This window comes from Amycolatopsis sp. GM8, from assembly GCF_021653975.1.
Taxonomy (GTDB): Bacteria; Actinomycetota; Actinomycetes; order Mycobacteriales; family Pseudonocardiaceae; genus Amycolatopsis_E.
Window position 1 is genome coordinate 459,403 of the sequence record NZ_JAJKFK010000004.1, and the last position, 18,662, is coordinate 478,064.

Here is an 18,662-nt window from a genome sequence, read left to right on the forward strand (position 1 = left end):
TATGCATGGGATCACACTGTCAATGAACCGAAAAGCACCAAGGCCAGAAGGGGTTCGCGGGTCAGCAGTCGCTGGGTGCGACAATCGTCCACGCAGTGTTACGTTTCAACGGAGGCAACCCCATGGCGGTCCCGGATTCCCACGAGGCTGCGCCGGCCGAGGTCCGCGCGCCGGGTGTCAAAGATGTCGCGGCGGCCGCCGGCGTCTCGCTCGGCACGGTGTCGAACGTACTCAACCGGCCGGACCGGGTCAGCCCGCGCACCCGGGCGAAGGTCGAAGCCGCCATGGCCGAGCTGAAGTTCGTGCGCAACGAGTCGGCCCGGCAGCTGCGCGCCGGGCGGAGCCGGGTGATCGGATACGTCATGCTCGACGGCCGCAACCCGTTCTTCACCGATGTCGCGGCCGGGATGGAGGACGCGGCCGACGAGAGCGACCTGTCGCTGTTCCTGTGCAACAGCGACAACCGGCCGGAGCGCGAAAGCGCTTACCTGAACCGCCTCGAACAGCAGCGCGTGCAGGGAATCCTCGTCACCCCCGTCGATCCCGACGCGTCCACTTTGGACGAAACGGCGCTGCGCGGAACGCCGGTGGTGATCGTCGACCGCACCCGCGACGCCGCCACGCACTGCTCGGTCGCGGTGGACGACGTCCACGGCGGGCGGATCGCGGTGCAGCACCTGCTCGAGATGGGGCACGAGCGCATCGCGTTCATCGGCAGCCCGGTGACGCTCGGCCAGGTGCGTGACCGGCGCGAAGGGGCGCTACTCGCGCTGCAAGAGGCGGGGCTGTCGCCGGACCACCTCGTCGACCTGACCACCGCGGCCCTGACCGTGGCGGACGGCCGCAACGCCGGCGAGCGCCTGGCGGGCCTGCCCGCATCGACGCGCCCGACCGCGGCGTTCTGCGTCAACGACCTGATCGCGCTCGGGCTGCTGCAAACGTGCGTGAGCCTGCACCTGCGTGTCCCGGACGATCTGGCGATCGTCGGCTACGACGACATCGACTTCGCCGCGGCGGCCGCCGTGCCGCTCACCTCGGTCCGCCAGCCGCGCCGCGCGCTCGGCCGAACGGCCGCGGAACTGCTGCTGCAGGAGGCGACCGATCCCGCGCACGAGCACCAGCAGGTGATGTTCACCCCGGAGCTGGTGGTGCGCGCGTCGACCCGCTCGGCGTCCTGAAGTCACCAACCCGGCAACCGGAACCGTTCGAAACACAACCGACAAACTGCGGAAACAAGTGGTTTAGTCCTGTTTGCTCGATTTCGCGGACATGGAATTGTTCGATCGGGCAGGTTATTCGGTCCTGATGGCCGGCGGCGGTCACAATTGCGCTTCGAACCATCACGCCATCTGGTCTTGACCACTCCTGGAGCAGAGGCTGTCCGGGATTCGCCCGTCGTTCAGCCGGACGGACGAACCCGTGTCACACCGGCGAAAGGAGTCGAAGCGGATGGCAGCTCCGCTGGACATGTCCTCGACCGAAGCGCAGCCCGAATCCGTCGTCACCGGAATGGGCAAAGCGATCGAGGGGCGTTCCCTGGGTCAAATCGCATGGCTCCGGCTGAAACGGGACAGATGGGCGATGGCCGGCGCCATCGTGGTCGTGGTGCTGATTCTCGGCGCGCTCGCCTCGCTCGTGCTCGACGCGACCGGTGTGCTGCAGCCGAACACGTATCACCCCGACCTGATCGACGCGACGTACGGCCGTCCGACCGGCGCCTTCGGCGGGATCAGCTGGGCGCATCCGCTCGGCGTCGATCCGTCGAACGGGCGCGACCTGCTGGCGAGAATCCTGGTGGGTTCCCAGTTTTCGCTGCTCATCGCCGCCGGCTCGACGCTGCTGTCTGTCGTGATCGGGGTCGCGCTCGGGCTCGTCGCCGGGTTCGCCGGCGGCTGGGTGGACACCCTGATCAGCTGGCTGATGAACGTGTTCCTCGCGTTCCCGTTGCTGCTGTTCGCGATCGCGCTGTCCGGTGTCGTCCAGCAGTCCGCGTTCGGGCTGTCCGGGAACGCCCTGCACGTGGCCGTGCTGATCTTCGTGATCGGCTTCTTCAACTGGCCCTACATCGGCCGTATCGTGCGCGGGCAGACGCTTTCCTTGCGGGAGCGCGAGTTCGTCGAGGCGGCCCGCAGTCTCGGCGCGCGCGGCGGTTACATCCTGCGCCGCGAACTGCTGCCGAACCTGTTCGCCCCGATTCTGGTCTATACCACGCTGCTGATCCCGACCAACATCCTGTTCGAGGCCGCGCTGTCCTTCCTCGGCGTCGGCCTGCACCCGCCGACCCCCAGCTGGGGCGGGATGCTCTCGGACGCGGTCAACAACGGTTCGTACTCGGCCGATCCGGAGTACGTGCTGGTGCCGGGCATCGCCATCTTCATCACCGTGATGGCCTTCAACCTGCTCGGCGACGGTTTGCGCGACGCGCTCGACCCGCGGGCGAGATAGCGCTTTCTGAGTTTCTCCCTTCCCCACCTGAGTACGAGGAGCGTGGTACCGCGATGAAACGGCGGAATCTGATCGGCATGGCACTGGCCATGACGGGGCTGAGCCTGGTCTCGGCCTGCGGTGGCGGCGGAACGAGCGGCGGCAGCGCCGGTAGCGCGGCCTACAGCGCGGGCAACACCTCGGTGGTCAACGCCTCCGAGGCGACCGGCGGCACGCTGAACTACGGCATGACCAACACGCCGGACTCGCTCGACCCCGGCAACACCTACTACGCCTTCATGTGGAACTTCTCGCGGCTGTATGCGAGCCCGCTGCTCACCTACAACCCCGTGCCGGGCGCCGACGGGCTCAAGCTCGTCCCGGACCTGGCCACCGGCCTCGGCCAGGTCAGCGACAACGGGCTGACCTGGACCTATCACATCAAGTCCGGGATGACGCTGTCCGACGGCGAGCCGATCACGACCGCGCAGATCAAGTACGCCGTCGAGCGCGGCAACTTCGCGAAGGACGTGCTGCCCAACGGCCCGAGCTACTTCCAGCAATACCTCGCGGACCCGGCGAAGTACCAGGGCCCGTACAAGGACAAGTCACCGGGCGGGCTGTCGTCGATCGAGACCCCGGACGACACGACGATCGTGTTCCACCTGGCGCAGCCGTTCGCGGACTTCGACTACCTGGTGACCAGCCCGCAGACCGCGCCCGTGCCGCAGAGCAAGGACACCGGCGCCAACTACCAGTCCGAGCCGGTCGCCTCGGGCCCGTACATGATCAAGCCGGGCTCGTTCAACCCGAACACCGGCGTCACGCTGGTGAAGAACCCGAACTGGAAGCAGTCGGACACCCCGACCGTGAAGCAGTACGCCGACCAGATCAACCTGACCTACAACATCTCCGGCGACGACCTGGACAACCGGCTGCTGGGCGGCTCGATGGACCTCGACGCCTACGGCACCGGGCTGCAGACCGCGGCGCGGGCGAAGGTGCTGAACAACGCGACGCAGAAGAAGAACGCGGATGCCGCGCTGTCCGGTTTCCTGTGGTACTTCCCCATCAACACACAGGTGATCGACAACGTCGACTGTCGCAAGGCGATCGAGTACGCGGCGGACAAGACGCTGTTCCAGAACGCCTACGGTGGCGCGGAAGCCGGTGGCGACATCGCCAGCACGGTGCTCCCGCCGAGCGTGGTCGGCTACCAGAAGTTCGACGACTACGAGGCCACCACACAGCCCACGGGCGACCTCGCGAAGGCGAAGGACGAGCTGACCAAGTGCGGCAAGCCGGACGGGTTCTCCTTCAACATCGCCGTCCGCGGCGACCGCCCGAAGGAGGTCCAGACCGCGCAGGCGCTGCAGCAGTCACTGCAGAAGATCAACGTCAAGACGGACATCCTGCAGTACCCGACCGGCGACTACGGCACCAGCTTCGCGGGCTCGCCGCAGTTCATGAAGGACCACAACATCGGCATGAACACCTACGGGTGGGCCGCGGACTGGCCGGAGGGTTTCGGCTTCCTGTCCCAGATCTCCGACGGCCGCGCGATCCGCTCGGCGGGCAACTCGAACATGGAGATGCTCAACGACCCGCAGGTGAACCAGCTGCTGGACCAGGCGGCCGCGGCGCCGGACGCCGGTACCCGCAACGGGATCTACGGCCAGATCGACAAGATCATGATGGACCAGGCCGTGATCCTGCCGGAGCTGTACGCCAAGTCGTTGCTGTACCGGAACCCGAGCCTGACGAACGTGTTCGTCACGGAGGCCTACGGAATGTACGACTACACCCAGATCGGCAAGAAGTAGGTGAAGGCACCGGTGGCCGGCGGTGACCCCGCCGGCCACCGCCGCCGTCCAGTGTGATCACGTTCAGCCTCCGCCGGCTGATCTCGGCCGTGATTCTGCTGCTCGTGGTGAGCATCGTGACGTTCGGCATCTTCTTCGTGGTGCCGCGCCTCGCCGGGCAGACCACCGACCAGCTGGCCGCCAACTTCGTCGGCAAGAGTCCCAATATCCAGGTCCTGCACGAGATCGAGGCGCGCCTCGGGCTCGACCAGCCGCTGTACGAGCAGTACTGGCATTTCGTGAAGGGCGTCGTCGCCGGTGAGGACTACGACACCGGCACGCAGATCGTGCACTGCTCCGCACCGTGCTTCGGCTACTCGTTCAAGAGCCAGCTGCCGGTGTGGCCGCAGATGCTCGACGTGCTGCCGGTGACCGTGTCGCTCGCGATCGGCGCGGCGATCCTCTGGGTCGTCACCGGGGTCGGCGTCGGCGTGCTTTCCGCGCTGCGCCGTGGTTCCTGGTTCGACCGGGCCGCGATGACCACGGCGCTCGCCGGGGTTTCGCTGCCGGTGTTCTTCACCGCGCTGATCTGCCTCGCGCTCTTCCGTGACACCATCCCGATCTTCCCGGACGCCGGCACCTACATCGCGTTCGCGGACAACCCGGGCCGCTGGTTCTGGGCGCTCGTGCTGCCGTGGGTGACGCTCGCTTTCCTGTACGCGGCGCTCTACGCGCGGCTGACCCGCGCCGGCATGCTCGAAACCCTCGGTGAGGACTTCATCCGCACCGCGCGGGCGAAGGGGCTGCCGGAGCGGACGGTCGTGGTCAAGCACGGCCTGCGCGCCACCCTGACCCCGATCCTGACGATCTTCGGTCTCGACCTCGGCCTTCTGCTCGGCGGCGCTGTCCTCACGGAAACCGCTTTCTCGTTACCGGGGCTGGGACATTTCGCGATCCTGGCGATCCAGAACAACGACCTGCCGGAGATCCTGGGCGTCACCATGCTGGCCGGTTTCTTCATCGTGCTGGCGAACCTGGTGGTCGACATCGGGTACGCCGTCGTGGACCCGAGGGTGCGGTACTCATGAGCTTCCTGGAACTGAAGGACCTGCGGGTGCACTTCCCCACCGCGGACGGGCTGGTGAAGTCCGTGGACGGGCTGTCGTTCTCCCTCGAACGGGGGCGGACGCTCGGCATCGTCGGCGAGTCCGGGTCGGGCAAGAGTGTCACCAGCCTCGCGATCATGGGGCTGCACAAGGGGGCCGAGGTGTCCGGCGAGATCCGGCTCGGCGGGCAGGAGCTGGTCGGCGCGAGCGCCGAGGAGGTGCGGCGGCTGCGCGGCAAGCGGATGGCGATGATCTTCCAGGACCCGCTGTCGTCGCTGCACCCGTACTACACGATCGGGCAGCAGATCGTGGAGGCGTACCGGCTGCACAACAAGGTCACCAAGCAGGTGGCGCGCAAGCACGCGATCGATCTGCTCGCCAGGGTGGGCATCCCGCAGCCACGGTCGCGTGTGGACGATTACCCGCACCAGTTCTCCGGCGGGATGCGGCAGCGGGCGATGATCGCGATGGCGCTCTCGTGCGACCCCGAGCTGCTGATCGCGGACGAGCCGACCACCGCGCTCGACGTGACCGTGCAGGCGCAGATCCTGGACCTGATCAGGGATCTGCAGGAGGAGTTCCACTCCGCGGTCGTCATCATCACGCACGATCTCGGCGTGGTCGCCGAACTGGCCGACGACATCCTGGTGATGTACGCGGGCCGGGTCGCCGAGTACGGTCCGGCGGCCGAACTGTTCGACCAGCCACGGCATCCCTACACCTGGGGCCTGCTCGGGTCGATGCCGCGGCTGGACCGCGACCGCGCCGACCGGCTGCGGCCGATCCCCGGCACTCCCCCGAGCCTGATCAACCCGCCGCCCGGCTGCCCGTTCCATCCGCGCTGCGCGTTCGCCGACCGCACCGGTGGCGCGAGCCAGAGCATCGTGCCGGAGCTGACCGGGGACGGGCACCGGGTCGCCTGTCACCTGCCCGCGGACACCCGGCGGGAGCTGTGGGAGACCGAGGTCAGGCCGAACCTGTGACCGAACTACGTGAGACTGCGAGCACCGCGATGACCGACCCGACCACCATGCTCGAGGTTTCCGGGCTGCGGAAGCACTTCCCGGTCCGCCGCGGGCTGCTGCAGCGCACGGTCGGTGCCGTGCGGGCCGTGGACGGCCTGGACTTCACCGTCCACAAAGGAGAGACCCTGTCGCTCGTCGGCGAGTCCGGCTGCGGCAAGACCACCACCGGCCGGCTGCTGACCCGGCTGCTGGAGCCCACCGCCGGGCAGATCCTGTTGGAGGGCAACGACATCACGCATCTGTCGGCGGCGCGGATGCGGCCGCTGCGGCGTGACGTGCAGATGGTGTTCCAGGACCCGTACTCCTCGCTCAACCCGCGGCACACCGTCGGCGCGATCATCGGGGCGGCGTTCAAACTGCAGAAGATGCCCACCGAGCAGGGCGTCAAGCGGGCCGTGCAGGAGCTGCTGGAACTCGTCGGCCTGAACCCGGAACACTACAACCGGTACCCGCACGAGTTTTCCGGCGGGCAGCGGCAGCGCATCGGCATCGCACGGACGCTCGCGCTGCGCCCCAAGCTGATCGTCGCGGACGAACCGGTGTCCGCGCTCGACGTGTCCATCCAGGCGCAGGTGATCAACCTGCTGGAGGACCTGCGGCACGAGCTGGGCCTGACCTACGTGATGATCGCGCACGACCTGTCCGTGGTGCGGCACGTGTCCGACCGGGTCGCGGTGATGTACCTCGGCAAGATCGTCGAGCTGGCGGACGCGGACCGGTTATACGCGAACCCGCACCACCCCTACACGGTCGCACTGCTTTCGGCTGTCCCCCGGCCCGATCCGAAACGCCGCGCGAAACGCGACCGCATCCGGCTCACCGGCGAGACCCCGAGCCCGCTGTCACCGCCGCCGGGCTGCCGGTTCAGCACGCGATGCTGGAAGGCGCAGGACATCTGCCGGGTCCAGGAACCGCCGCTGGCAGCGCTGCCGGGCGGGTCCGAGGTGGCCTGTCATTTCCCGGAGAACCCGCCGGTGGCCTGAGGACCGTTTCCGTCCGGGCCGAGTGGGGCACCCGGTGCGGATGAGCGACGACCGAGTGGCACCGCTGATGGTGCGAGAGCGAGAGCGGAAGTTCGATCTTGATTCCGGCCGGCCGGTGCCCGGGCTGGACGACACCGGTCCGGTGGCCGCGCAGCGCGGGCCGGAACGGGTGGTGCTGGACGCCGCCTATTTCGACACCGACGATCACCGCCTGCTGCGACACGGCATCACCCTGCGCAGACGCACAGGCGGCGCGGATGCCGGCTGGCATCTGAAACTGCCGGCGGGTTCGGGCGTCCGTGACGAGGTTCAGCTGCCGCTGGACGCCGGTGACGGCACCGTTCCGGGTGAGCTGGCCGACCGGGTCCAGGCCGAGACCGGCGGGCGCGACCTCGTCGAGATCGCGCACCTGCGGACGGAGCGCTACAACTACGACCTGACGAACCAGGCGGGCGGGCGGCTCGCGGTGCTGTCGGACGACCACGTCAGCGCCGAAATGGCGGGACGCGTGCTGCGTCTGGACGGCTGGCGTGAGCTGGAGGTCGAGCTCGAACCCAGCGCCGACCCGGATCTGCTCGACGTCCTCGGCGACGCGCTGACCCGGGCGGGTGCCCGGCCTGCGCACTGGCCGTCGAAGCTGCGCCGGCTGCTGGCCGGCGTGCTGCCCGACGAGACCGAAATCGGGTCCACCGCCGGGGATGTGGTCATGGCCTACGTGCGGGCGCAGGTCGAGGCCGTGCGGCGGCAGGACCTCGCGGTGCGCGGCGACGAGGACGACGCGGTGCACAAGCTGCGCGTCGCGATGCGGCGGCTGCGCAGCACGCTCTCCAGCTTCCGGCGGGTGCTCGACCGCTCGCGCACCAAGGCGATCTCCGACGAGCTGAGGTGGGCGGGGCTGGTGTTGTCCGATGCCCGCAGCACCGAGGTGATGCGTGGCCTGTTCGCCGACGAGTTGTCCACGCTGGACGCCGACGTCACCGCGGCGAGGCTCGCCCTGAACCGGCACTTCGACCGCGCGGCGGCGGACGCCCGGGCCGCCATCCTCGACACCCTCAACGGTCAGCGCTATGCGACGCTGCTGGGATCGCTGGAGGCCCTGATCGCCGATCCCCCGTTCACCGCACACGCCGACGAGCCTGCGCGAACGGAACTGCGGCACGCGCTCAGGCGTGCGCATCGCCGGCTCGCCGAGGCGGTCGAGCATCTCGACGACGCCGAGGACATCGACGCGGGACTGCACGAGGCGCGGAAGAAAGCCAAGCAGGCCCGGTACGCGGCCGATGCGGTGGCGCCCGCGTCCGGCCGGCGGGTGCGGCGATGGGGCAAGGCCGCGAAGGGAATCCAAGCCACGCTCGGGGATTATCACGATCTCGTCGAAGTGCGCGCATTGCTGTACCAGCTGCGCCGGCAGGGCACGGTGAGTTCGCAGGCCGCGTTCGTGTTCGGCATCTTGCATGAACGCGCGACCACACATGGGACGGCGCTGCACGAGCGCTTCACGCGGCAGTGGCGGGAATTCGAGCGGCTCGGCTAGGAGCGATGCACATTGTCGGCCGTCCGGTTACCGGATGAGGAAATCGCCACTGCCGGACCGCGTGCCGTGCTCGCGGGCGCACCGGCCGAGGCGGCCGCTCCGGCCGCGCCACAATTCGACTGCGGGCGGGACTATTCGTATAACAACGGCTCACTCGGTGTGGAGGTCGTCACCATCGGCATTCTCGACTCCGGTGGCGTGTACGGCCACCTGCAATTCTTCGGCCCGCACGGAACGATCGGCAATTCGGCCGACTCGAGCGCCGACAGCGCCGATATCCGGATCAATCCGTCCCAGTCGACCAAGGACGGCGACCTGTGGTGCGACCGGTTCTGGCGCCGCAACAGCAATGGGACCTACACGCAGATCGGCCCGGACACCTGCGTCACCGTTTGACGGATTCACCGGTGCCGGGCGAGGTATGGTCCTCCAGCCCGGCACCGGGCGGCCCGCGGTAGCAACGGGCCCGCGTGCCCGCCCTCCCCCAGGAGGCGGGCGTGGTCTGCGCATATCTGTCCACTCAGGACACCGGTGGCACAAAAAAGCCGCCCTGTCCGGAGCATCCGTGGGCGGCCGACGTCAGACGTAGGTCAGCACAGCCACCGAAGCCGCCGCGAACAGGCTCGCCACTCGTATGTCATGCGGCTATTTTCGCGGCCGGCGGGCAACGGCGTCAAAGCATTTTCCGAAGCCACGGCCGTACCCACGTACCCCCGTACCGGGGCAGAATGGGCCCATGACCGACGTACCCGCCCCTGTTCAGCGGATCCTCGACGCCATCGACGCCGGGGACACCGCGGCATTCGTGCGCGCCTTTGACGCCGACGGCGTGGTCGACGACTGGGGCCGGGAGTTCCGCGGCCACGATCGGATCCGTGCCTGGAGCGACAAGGAGTTCATCGGCGTGCAGGTCAGCTTCAGCGACCTCACCGTGGCGGAGCCGGGCAACCCGGTGACGATCCGGGTCCAGGTGGGCGGCAACGGGTTCAACGGCCCGTCCGGGTTCACGTTCGACGTCCGGGGCGATCACGTGCACCGGATGACGATCACGGCCTGACTTCGAGGTCGTCGATCCAGATCCGCAGCGCCGACCGGGTCTCGCGCAGCGTGCGGGCCGGCTCGCCGAGGCCCGTGAGCGCCCGGCGGCGGCGTTCCAGCTTCGCCGAGCGGTACCGCGGGAACGCCAGTTTCAGGCTCATGTCGAGCATTTCCGTGTGATACGACAGCAGTTCGCCGATCCGGCGCGGCAGCGACCACGGTTCGTCGCCCTCGCACAGGTCGAGCACCCAGCCCTGGATGCGGGCGTACTCGGCGGCGACCTGGCGGCCGCGGCGCGCCACCGAACCGGGCGTCTCCCCCGGCCGGCCGCACGCGATGATCACCGCGTCCGCTTCCTCCTGCAGCGCCACCGCCCGGTCGACGAGCTGGAGCAGCGTGCCCAGGCGCAACAACCGGGCCGCGGCCGGATCGAGCTGGACGGAGCCCGGGCCGTCACGGCGAACAGCGAACCCGCGCCATCGCAAGCGCATGGCTTACGATAGCGCGCTTCCGGGCAATCCGGTCAGCCCTCGTGCGGTGGCCGGTGACCCGCCGGGTCGTGGTGCAGCACGTGGTGCGCGATCTCCAGCGCCGCGTCGGCGGCATGCCGCTCGAGTGGCCGCCCCATGCCGATCGACCGGCCGAGCGAGTCGAGCAGCCGCGACACGACGAACAGCACGTACTCGACGTTCACCTCGACCTCGTCCTGGGCGTTCATCCGGCGGCGCAGCTCCTGCGCCGCCTCGTGCAGCGTCTTCGCCGTGTCCTCGGGAGCGATCTCCGTCATGCGTCCAACTTAGGCCGCACCGTGGTTAGGTGGGCCCATGAGTGCTGACGAGGTGCGCGACGGTGTCTCGCTGACCCACCTGGACCAGTCCCTGTTCGACGGGGCCGAGGCGGTCAAGCGCGATCTCGTGGACTATCTCGACGCGGTCTCCGGCCGGATGATCCCGCGGCTGCGCGGCCGGCCGCTGTCGGTGATCCGGGTGCTGCGCGGCCAGGACGCGTTCATGCAGAAGAACCTGCCGAAGTACACCCCGGACTGGGTGCCGCGCACCACGATCTGGGCCGAAAGCTCGCAGCGCCGGGTCACCTACGCCCTGTGCGACGACCGGCGCACGCTGCTGTGGTTCGGGAACCAGCGGGCGATCGAGTACCACCCGACGCTGTCGCACGCCGAGCAGCCGGCCCACCCGACGCATCTGGTGCTCGACCTCGACCCGCCGGAAGGCAGTGACTCGTTCGCGCTCGCGGTCCGCGCCGCGCATCTGGTCCGCCAGGCGCTGGCCGACGCCGGACTCGCGGGCGCGGTGAAAACCAGTGGCGCCAAGGGAGTTCACGTCTTCGTGCCGCTCGAGGAGAACGTGGACGCCGAGCAGGCCGCCGCGGCGGGGCGTGCACTGGCCGCGCGAGCCGAGCGGATCGATCCGGTGCTCGCGACGACAGCGTTCATCCGGGAAGACCGCGGTGGCAAGGTTTTCCTCGACTCCACGCGGGCCGGCAGCGCGACCGTGGTCTCGGTGTACAGCCCGCGGGCGCGGCCCGGCCTGCCGGTGTCCTTCCCGCTGCCGTGGGACCAGCTCGACTCGGTCACGCCACGCGATTTCACCGTGCACACGGCGCTTGGCGCGCTCGCCGACCGCGACCCGTGGACCGAGCTCATGCCACCGCCACAACGGATTCCCGACGACGTACTCGAAGAGGGCCGGGCCATCCCGGTGGCCCGGGTGCAGGCGATGCACGAGGGCAAGCGCCGCGCCCGGGCCCGCCGGGAAGCCGGAGAGTGACCCGGTGCCCGCCGTGAGCGGGAGTGGGGCGAGCACCGGATCAGCGACGGGTCACCGCGTGGTGAGCCCGTAGCCGTAAGGGAACAGCGGGTGGTAGTCGCGGTCCCCGATGTTGATCGGCTCCTGGTCCTCGCTGCGCGGCCAGGTGACCGACAGCTTGCCGCTGAACTGCTTCCGGCCGAACAGCACGTCCGCCACCCCGGCGCCCTCGCTGCCCGGCAGCCAGGACATCACGAAAGCGTCCATCTTGGACAGTTCGTCGGTGACGATCTGCGGGCGCCCCGCCACATCCAGCACGACGCACGTCTTGATCGCGCCGCACACCTTGTCGATGTTCGCCCGGTCGGCCGCCGAGATGTTCAGCGTGTGACCGTTGCCCACGTCGCCGACCCCCTCGGCGTACGGGGTCTCGCCGATGACCACAACACCCACATCGGAGCCGGCGGTGGGCGCCGACGCGTCGGCGCTGTAGGTCACGTTCTTCGCGACCTGCTGGATGCCCTGCAGGATCGTGGTGCCGGGGATCGTGTTCCCCGACATGCCCTGCCAGGTGACGGTCCAGCCGCCGGCCTGGTTGCCGATGTCGTTCGCGTTGACGCCGGCCACGTAGATCTTCTGCGAAGGCCTCAGCGGCAGCGCCTTGTCCGAGTTCTTCAGCAGCACCTGCGACTCCGCGACCGCCTGGCGGGCGACCGCGCGGTGCTGCGGCGAGCCGACCGTGCCGATGTTCGTGCGGTCGGTGTAGGGGTGCTCGAACAGGCCCAGTTCGAACTTCGAGGTGAGGATCCGGCTCACCGCGTCGTTGATCCGGGAAATCGGCACCCGGCCGGCCTGTACCTCGCCGGTCAGCGCCTGCTCGAACTGCGGCGCGGTGTTGGGTTCCATGAACATGTCGATGCCCGCGTTGACCGCGGTCCGCACCTGCGTGGCGTAGTCGCCGGGCAGCTGGTGGATGGCCTCCCAGTCACTGATCAGGAACCCGTCGAAGCCGATCTTCTGCTTCAGCACGTCCGTCAGCAGTTCCTTGTTGGCGGTCATCTTCACCGGGGTGCTGCCGGGCCGGTCGGTCCACTGCACGCTGGAGAACGACGGCATGATGCTGGACGCGTTGTGCTCGCGCACCGCGGTCACGTACGGGGCGAGGTCGATCTTGGCGAAATGGTCCCAGTCGGTGATCGTCACGCCCTGGTCGATCGTGTACGTGCCGCTGGTCGACGTGCCGTAGGTGGTGTCACCGTCACCGGCGAAGTGTTTCGGCGTGGCCAGCACCCGGTCCCGCTTGGCCAGGTCCGAGCCCCCGTTGCCCTGGAAACCGTCGATCGCGGTTTCCATCTGCTGCACCAGCTGCGGGTCCTCGCCGAAGCTCTCGTAGGTGCGGCCCCAGCGCTCGTCACGGGTGACACAGACACAGGGCGCGAACACCCACTGCGGGCCGGTCGCCCGCGTCTCGGTCGCGGTGATCTGCTCGACTTGGCGCACCAGGCCGGGGTCGCGGGTTGCGCCGAGGCCGACGTTGTGCGGGAAGATCGTGGCGCCGACGAGGTTGCCGTCGCCGTGCACGGAGTCGATGCCGTACAGGATCGGGATGTGCAGCCGGGTCGCCAGCGCGTGGGACTGGTAGCCGTCGACCATGTCCGCCCAGGCCTGCGGCGTGTTCTGCGCCGGGGTCGAACCGCCGCCGGAAAGGACTGAACCAAGGGCCAGCGAGGTGATCTGGGTCTGGTCGGCGTCGATGGCGCCGCGCTCGGCCTGGGTCATCTGGCCGATCTTCTCGGCCACCGTCATCCGCCCGAGCAGGTCGGAAACCCGCTGCGCGACGGGCAGCCGGGCGTTGAGGTAGGCGGGGGTTCGTTCGGCGGTGTCCGGTGCTGCGGCCGCCGGCACCGCGGTCGCGGTCAACGCCGCGATCGCGACCACCACACCGGCGAAGCGGGCACGTCTGGGTATGTGCGTTCTCACGCGGTCCTCCTTCATCGCAGGACAAATGCGTAATGTTGCGGCTCACAACATATTCCAGAACCGAGCACGGGGGAATACGCCGAAAGTCGCATTCGAGAGGACTCAGCGGGTGAAGGTCCAGTCCATTCGATCATCCACAGTGGACGGTCAGCGCCACCAGGGGCGGTGCCGCTGCCGCGCCACGACGGCCGCTGGTTCGACCAATTCGGTCAGCCGCGGCGTCAGGTGCTTGAGATGCTCGCTCACCCATAGTGCGCAGGTCAGGTCCGCCGCCGTGGCCCCCTCGGCGAGCGGGTCCCGGAACGCCGGCGGCGCGAGCACCGGCACCGCGCTGCGATCGGCCCGGCCGAGCCGTGAGCCGAGGTAGTCCATCCAGGCCGCGATCTGGCCCGCCTGCTCGCTGAGCGCCTTGCGCACCGGGTCATTGCCGACGTCCGGGCTCGGCAGTCCCGCGAGCGAGTGCCCGGTCAGCCGCGCCCGGGTCGTACCGGAGGTCAGCCGCCACAGGTCTTCCTTCGGCACCCGCTTCGCGCCCTGCTCGGCGAGGAACCCGCGCAGCGCGTCGTCGAGCCGCACACCGGCGGTGATCGCGTCCGAGGCGTCGGGCTCGGTGTGGCGCAGGCCGAGCGCCCAGTCCACCGCGTGCGCCAGGTACACGCTGCTGCTGCGCAGCGCGTCCGCGAGATCGTCCGCCACCAGCGTCGCGGCCCCGCGCGGCCAGAACACGGCACCGACCAGGATGCTGACCGCGCAGCCGAGCGCGACGTCCTCGATCCGCAGCACACCGATCTGCCAGCCCGCCGGCGCGAGCAGATTGAACAGCAGCGAGATCACCACCGTGAACGCCGCCTGCCCCGCGGTGAACGGCAGCGCCCCCGGCGCGTACGCCGCGACGAGCACCGCGACCGGCAGCGCGATCCAGAGCGCCGTGGCGCCGGTGCCGATCGCGAGCAGCAGCGCGGCGCCGAGCACGAACCCGATCGCGGTGCCCAACAGCGCCCGCAGCGCTGTCGCCCCGGTCGACGAGGCGGTCGTGCGCAGCACCGAGAGGGTGCCGAGCACGACCCAGAACCCGTGCTGCACCCCCGTCAGGTCGGCGACCGCCACGGCGGCGGCCAGCGCCAGCGCGCCGCGGACACTGTTGAGGAACCACACCGAACGCAGGCTCGCGTGCCGCGAAACGACGCCGGCCACCCCGGCGAGCCGGCGCTCGCTCATGGCCGCGTCCTGGAAGTTCTGGCCGAACCAGCGCCGGCGCCCGTCGGCCACCACGCCGGGCTCGGCCCGGTCCACCGCGATCAGCGCGTCGGCCGCCGCGGTGTGCGCGGCGACGGCCGTCGTCCGCGCGTGGAACGACAGGTGCAGGGCGTCGTGGTAGCCGTCGCCGTCGGTGCGCAGCCCGCGCAGGTAGTCGACACTCGCGGCGAGACTCCGTTCGAGCCGCTCCAGTTCGACATTGGCCGGCTGGCCGTCCATCAGCGCGCCGATCGTGCGCAGCAACTCACTTGTGTCCGCCAGCAGTTGCCGTTCCACGTCGGCGACGCGGGACAGGTCGCGAAACTCCCGCAGGCTGTCGGTGATGACGAACGTGCACCATTCCAGCAGTCCGACGAGGCTGTCGAGCGCCTGGTCCGCCGTCGCCAGCCCGGTCGGCCGGTACGGGGTCGCGGTGAACGCGCCCATCAGCTCGTGCTTCGCGTCGATCGCCGCCTCGCGGTACTTCGGGTCCGTGTCCCCGCGCAGCGCGGCGTCGAGCAGGTCGGCGAGCGCCCGGGCGCTGCGCGCGGCCCCGTCCCGCAACGCGAAACCCGGCGACCGCGGGGAGAACACGAGCACCGCGATCGTGCCGGCGATCGAGGCCAGCCACCAGCCTTCGAGCCGGGCGGGCACCATGCTCATCTCCCCCGGCGACGCCGCGGGAAGCACGTACGCGAGCAACGCGGCCGTGCCGCCCGAAGCCGCGTTCGGCCCGCCGATCCCCGCGAACAGCACGGCGAACGCGACCGGGATGGTGATCAGCGAAGCCAGCAGGACCGACGAGTTCACCGCGGTGCCGATGACGAGCAGCGCGCTGCCGGTGAGCGCGAGCCCGGCGTGCGCGCGCAGCTTGTCCCGCCACCCGCCGCCGAACGACGCCAGCACCAGCGTGGCGAACCCGCCGAACGCGGCGAACGTCGCGACCTGCAGGTCACCGATCACCTCGTAGCCCAGGGCGAACAGCCCCGGCACCACGACCGTGGCCCGCACGGCGCGCATCGCCGCGGGTTTCGACCACACCGGCAACCAGGGCGGCCGCGCCCGGGCCGGCGCGGGAGATCCCTGCTGGGACTGGGTTTCGACGGTCGTCGAACCGCTCGTCACCGCCCGATGATAGAGCCGCGCGCCGAGCGCCGGTAACATAGATGACGCGTCAACGAATGAGGAGTCATGGAACTCGGCATCTACAGCTTCGGCGACCGCGCACCCGATCCGCTCACCGGTGAGCAGGTCCCGGTCGCGGACAAGCTCGCGCAGACCCTGGAGCGGATCAAGCTCGCCGACGAGCTCGGCCTGTCCTTCTACGGGCTCGGCGAGCACCACTTGGACCAGTACGCGATCTCCAACCCCGGCACGGTGCTGGCCGCCGCCGCGAGCGTCACGAGCCAGATCACGCTCTCCAGCGCGGTGACCGTGCTGTCCACCGAGGACCCGGTGCGGCTGTACCAGCAGTTCACCACGCTCGACCAGCTCAGCCGCGGCCGCGCCGAGCTGCTCGCCGGGCGCGGCTCGTTCACCGAGTCCTTCCCGCTCTACGGCGCCGATCTCGGCGAGTACGACGAGCTGTTCGAGGAGAAGCTCGCGCTGCTGCTGCGCATCGACCGCGAGGACCCGATCACCTGGTCCGGCAAGTACCGGCCGCCGCTGGAGAACGCGCACATCCTCCCCCGCCCGTATCGCGACCACCTGCGCATCTCGGTCGGCACCGGCGGCCACCCCGAGTCCTCGGTCAGGGCCGGGCTGCTCGGGCTGCCCGTGGTGTACGCGGTGATCGGCGGCGAGCCCGAGCGGTTCGGGCCGCTGGTCGACCTCTACCGGCGCGCCGGCGAATCCGGCGGCCACACCCGCGACGAGCTGCACGTGACGATGGGCGCCATCGGGTTCATCGCGCGCGACTCGCAGGACGCGAAGGACACGTTCTTCCCGTATTGGCTCGAGACGATGAAGTACGGCGCCCGCGCCCGCGGCTGGACCGTGCCGACCCGGGCGCACTACGACGCGTGGACCCGGGACGCGCAGTCGATCTTCGCCGGCAGCCCGCGCGAGATCGCGGATCGGCTGATCAGCATCGGCCGGCTGACCGGCGCGAACCGGTACGCGATGCAGATGGACTGGTCGGGCGTGCCGCACGACAAGGTGATGACCGCGATCGAGCTGCTGGGCACCGAGGTGGCGCCGTTGGTGCGCAAGGAACTCGGCGACTGAAACGTTCGCCGCCGCGGGCCGTGTGATGGGTACCCTTCGCCAGAGAGGTGCCGCATGCCGCCCGAACCCTCGTCCACTCGCCGCCGGGTCCTCATCGGTGGCACGGCCGCCCTCGGGGTCGCCGCGCTGACCGGGGTCGCCACCCCCACCGAACCTCGCGACGGCCTGTTCTCGCTGGGTGTCGCCTCCGGGGACCCGTGGCCGGACGGCGTCGTCCTGTGGACCCGGCTCGCCCCGGAACCCTTCGCGCCCGACGGCGGGATGCCCGATCGCGGCGTGCCGGTCGAATGGCAGGTCGCCGCGGACGACCGGTTCGCGACGGTGGTGCGGTCCGGGGTCGCCGTGGCGCAGAGCTCCGAGGCACACTCGGTGCACGTCGAGGTGTCCGGGCTGCGCCCGAGGGCGGACTATTTCTACCGGTTCCGAGTCGGCGGCGAACTGAGCGCAGTGGGCCGTACGCGCACGGCGCCCGCGCCGGACGCCCGGGTGGAGCGGTTCGCTTTCGCGTTCGCCAGCTGCCAGCGGTATACGGACGGGTTCTACACCGCGTACGGGCACCTGGCGCGGGAAGATCTCGATCTCGTCGTGTTCCTCGGCGACTACATCTACGAGGGCGGGTCGCAGGGCCGGATCGGGCGCGGGCACCGGCCGGCACGCGATGTCTTCTCCCTCGCGGACTACCGGATCCGGTTCGCGCAGTACAAATCCGACCCCGATCTGCGGGCGGCACACGCGGCATTTCCGTGGGTGGCGGTGTACGACGACCACGAGGTGGAGAACAACTGGGCCGGCGACAATTCCGACAGCGGGATGCCGCCGCCCGCGTTCCGGTCGCGGCGCGCGAACGCCTTCCAGGCATATTGGGAACATCTCCCGTTGCGGACCCGGCCATCCGGGTCCGCTTGGCGTATTCACCGGCGGCTCGCGTTCGGTGATCTGATCGATTTCCAGGTGCTCGACACCCGGCAGTACCGCAGCGACCAGGTCCCCGAGGCACAGCGCGAAAATCCGGGTCGCACGATGCTCGGCGCCGAGCAGAAGGCGTGGCTGTTCGGGAACCTCGCCGCGGGCCGTGCGCGGTGGAATGTGCTGGCGCAGCAGGTATTCTTCTCGCAGCTGAACCCACCGCCCGGGGCCGGGACGCACAGCGATGACGCGTGGGACAACTACGCCGCCGAGCGGAACGAGGTCCGGGACCGCCTCGCCTCGGTGCGAAATCCGGTGGTGATCACCGGGGACGCGCATTCGAGTTTTGTGTGCGATATCAAGGCGGATTTCGATGAACCGCAGTCGCGCACGGTCGGCACCGAATTCGTGGGAACCTCGATCACGTCCGACGGCGACGGAGGCGATCACGCCCCCGGAGATGAGGCGCTGTTAGGGGTCAACCCGCATATCCGGTTCGTCAACCGGAAACGGGGATATGTGAGCTGCACGGTGACCCCCGATTCCTGGGTCGCCGTGTACCGAACGCTCGACTTCGTTTCCCGGCTGGGTTCACCGGTATGTGACCAGGCGCGCTTTGAAATCGGCGCTGTATAG

16 protein-coding genes are annotated in these 18,662 nt (G+C 69.5%); 12 read left to right on the forward strand and 4 right to left on the reverse strand.

The annotated features are described in order from the left end of the window. Nucleotides 1-122: 122 nt before the first annotated feature. The 9 genes from LOZ83_RS20710 to LOZ83_RS20750 all read left to right on the forward strand — a co-directional run bounded on the left by LOZ83_RS20710 (nucleotide 123) and on the right by LOZ83_RS20750 (nucleotide 9,931). Nucleotides 123-1,178 carry a LacI family DNA-binding transcriptional regulator gene (locus LOZ83_RS20710; RefSeq protein WP_236792529.1) on the forward strand — a complete coding sequence of 352 codons (1,056 nt, stop codon included), beginning with the start codon at nucleotides 123-125 and terminating at the stop codon, nucleotides 1,176-1,178. A 271-nt stretch (nucleotides 1,179-1,449) separates the two neighbouring features. After that, a complete protein-coding gene (locus LOZ83_RS20715; RefSeq protein ID WP_236792531.1) occupies nucleotides 1,450-2,445 on the forward strand; it encodes an ABC transporter permease in 996 nt (331 codons plus the stop codon). Nucleotides 2,446-2,498: 53 nt separating this feature from the next. Then, nucleotides 2,499-4,247 (forward strand): ABC transporter substrate-binding protein, encoded by a 1,749-nt coding sequence (locus LOZ83_RS20720; protein WP_236792533.1) that lies wholly within the window; start codon nucleotides 2,499-2,501, stop codon nucleotides 4,245-4,247. Between the two features lie 53 nt (nucleotides 4,248-4,300). Next, nucleotides 4,301-5,314, forward strand: coding sequence for an ABC transporter permease (locus LOZ83_RS20725; protein WP_236792535.1), 1,014 nt, complete (start codon nucleotides 4,301-4,303; stop codon nucleotides 5,312-5,314). Continuing rightward, on the forward strand, nucleotides 5,311-6,315 hold the full coding sequence (locus tag LOZ83_RS20730; RefSeq protein ID WP_236792536.1) for an ABC transporter ATP-binding protein: 1,005 nt from the start codon (nucleotides 5,311-5,313) through the stop codon (nucleotides 6,313-6,315). The genes LOZ83_RS20725 and LOZ83_RS20730 overlap by 4 nt, the downstream gene beginning before the upstream one ends. 29 nt (nucleotides 6,316-6,344) lie before the next feature. Beyond that, nucleotides 6,345-7,340, forward strand: a complete 996-nt coding sequence (locus LOZ83_RS20735; protein ID WP_236792540.1) for an ABC transporter ATP-binding protein — start codon at nucleotides 6,345-6,347, stop codon at nucleotides 7,338-7,340. A gap of 40 nt (nucleotides 7,341-7,380) precedes the next feature. After that, entirely contained in the window at nucleotides 7,381-8,874 is a 1,494-nt protein-coding gene (locus tag LOZ83_RS20740) for a CYTH and CHAD domain-containing protein (protein ID WP_236792542.1), read from the forward strand. A 12-nt stretch (nucleotides 8,875-8,886) separates the two neighbouring features. Continuing rightward, nucleotides 8,887-9,270, forward strand: coding sequence for a hypothetical protein (locus tag LOZ83_RS20745; RefSeq protein ID WP_236792544.1), 384 nt, complete (start codon nucleotides 8,887-8,889; stop codon nucleotides 9,268-9,270). Between the two features lie 340 nt (nucleotides 9,271-9,610). Next, nucleotides 9,611-9,931, forward strand: coding sequence for a nuclear transport factor 2 family protein (locus tag LOZ83_RS20750; protein WP_236792551.1), 321 nt, complete (start codon nucleotides 9,611-9,613; stop codon nucleotides 9,929-9,931). Here LOZ83_RS20750 and LOZ83_RS20755 read toward each other — a convergent pair. Then, nucleotides 9,921-10,403 (reverse strand): hypothetical protein, encoded by a 483-nt coding sequence (locus tag LOZ83_RS20755; RefSeq protein ID WP_236792552.1) that lies wholly within the window; start codon nucleotides 10,401-10,403, stop codon nucleotides 9,921-9,923. The two genes, LOZ83_RS20750 and LOZ83_RS20755, sit on opposite strands and share 11 nt — an antisense overlap. Before the next feature lie 32 nt (nucleotides 10,404-10,435). Further along, the gene (locus tag LOZ83_RS20760) at nucleotides 10,436-10,699 is read right to left on the reverse strand and encodes a hypothetical protein (protein WP_236792560.1); all 264 of its coding nucleotides are present in this window, start codon (nucleotides 10,697-10,699) and stop codon (nucleotides 10,436-10,438) included. A 37-nt stretch (nucleotides 10,700-10,736) separates the two neighbouring features. Here LOZ83_RS20760 and LOZ83_RS20765 point away from each other — a divergent pair, with 37 nt between their 5' ends. Beyond that, a complete protein-coding gene (locus tag LOZ83_RS20765; RefSeq protein WP_236792562.1) occupies nucleotides 10,737-11,699 on the forward strand; it encodes a DNA polymerase domain-containing protein in 963 nt (320 codons plus the stop codon). A 51-nt stretch (nucleotides 11,700-11,750) separates the two neighbouring features. Here LOZ83_RS20765 and LOZ83_RS20770 read toward each other — a convergent pair whose 3' ends face one another. Next, complete coding sequence (locus LOZ83_RS20770; RefSeq protein ID WP_374202681.1) at nucleotides 11,751-13,673, reverse strand: glycoside hydrolase family 3 protein; 1,923 nt, start codon at nucleotides 13,671-13,673, stop codon at nucleotides 11,751-11,753. A gap of 132 nt (nucleotides 13,674-13,805) precedes the next feature. After that, entirely contained in the window at nucleotides 13,806-16,019 is a 2,214-nt protein-coding gene (locus LOZ83_RS20775; protein WP_236792566.1) for an FUSC family protein, read from the reverse strand. A 66-nt stretch (nucleotides 16,020-16,085) separates the two neighbouring features. Here LOZ83_RS20775 and LOZ83_RS20780 point away from each other — a divergent pair, with 66 nt between their 5' ends. Both LOZ83_RS20780 and LOZ83_RS20785 read left to right on the forward strand, forming a co-directional pair. Beyond that, nucleotides 16,086-17,120, forward strand: a complete 1,035-nt coding sequence (locus LOZ83_RS20780; protein ID WP_236792567.1) for an LLM class flavin-dependent oxidoreductase — start codon at nucleotides 16,086-16,088, stop codon at nucleotides 17,118-17,120. Between the two features lie 54 nt (nucleotides 17,121-17,174). Next, nucleotides 17,175-18,662 (forward strand): alkaline phosphatase, encoded by a 1,488-nt coding sequence (locus LOZ83_RS20785; protein WP_236792568.1) that lies wholly within the window; start codon nucleotides 17,175-17,177, stop codon nucleotides 18,660-18,662.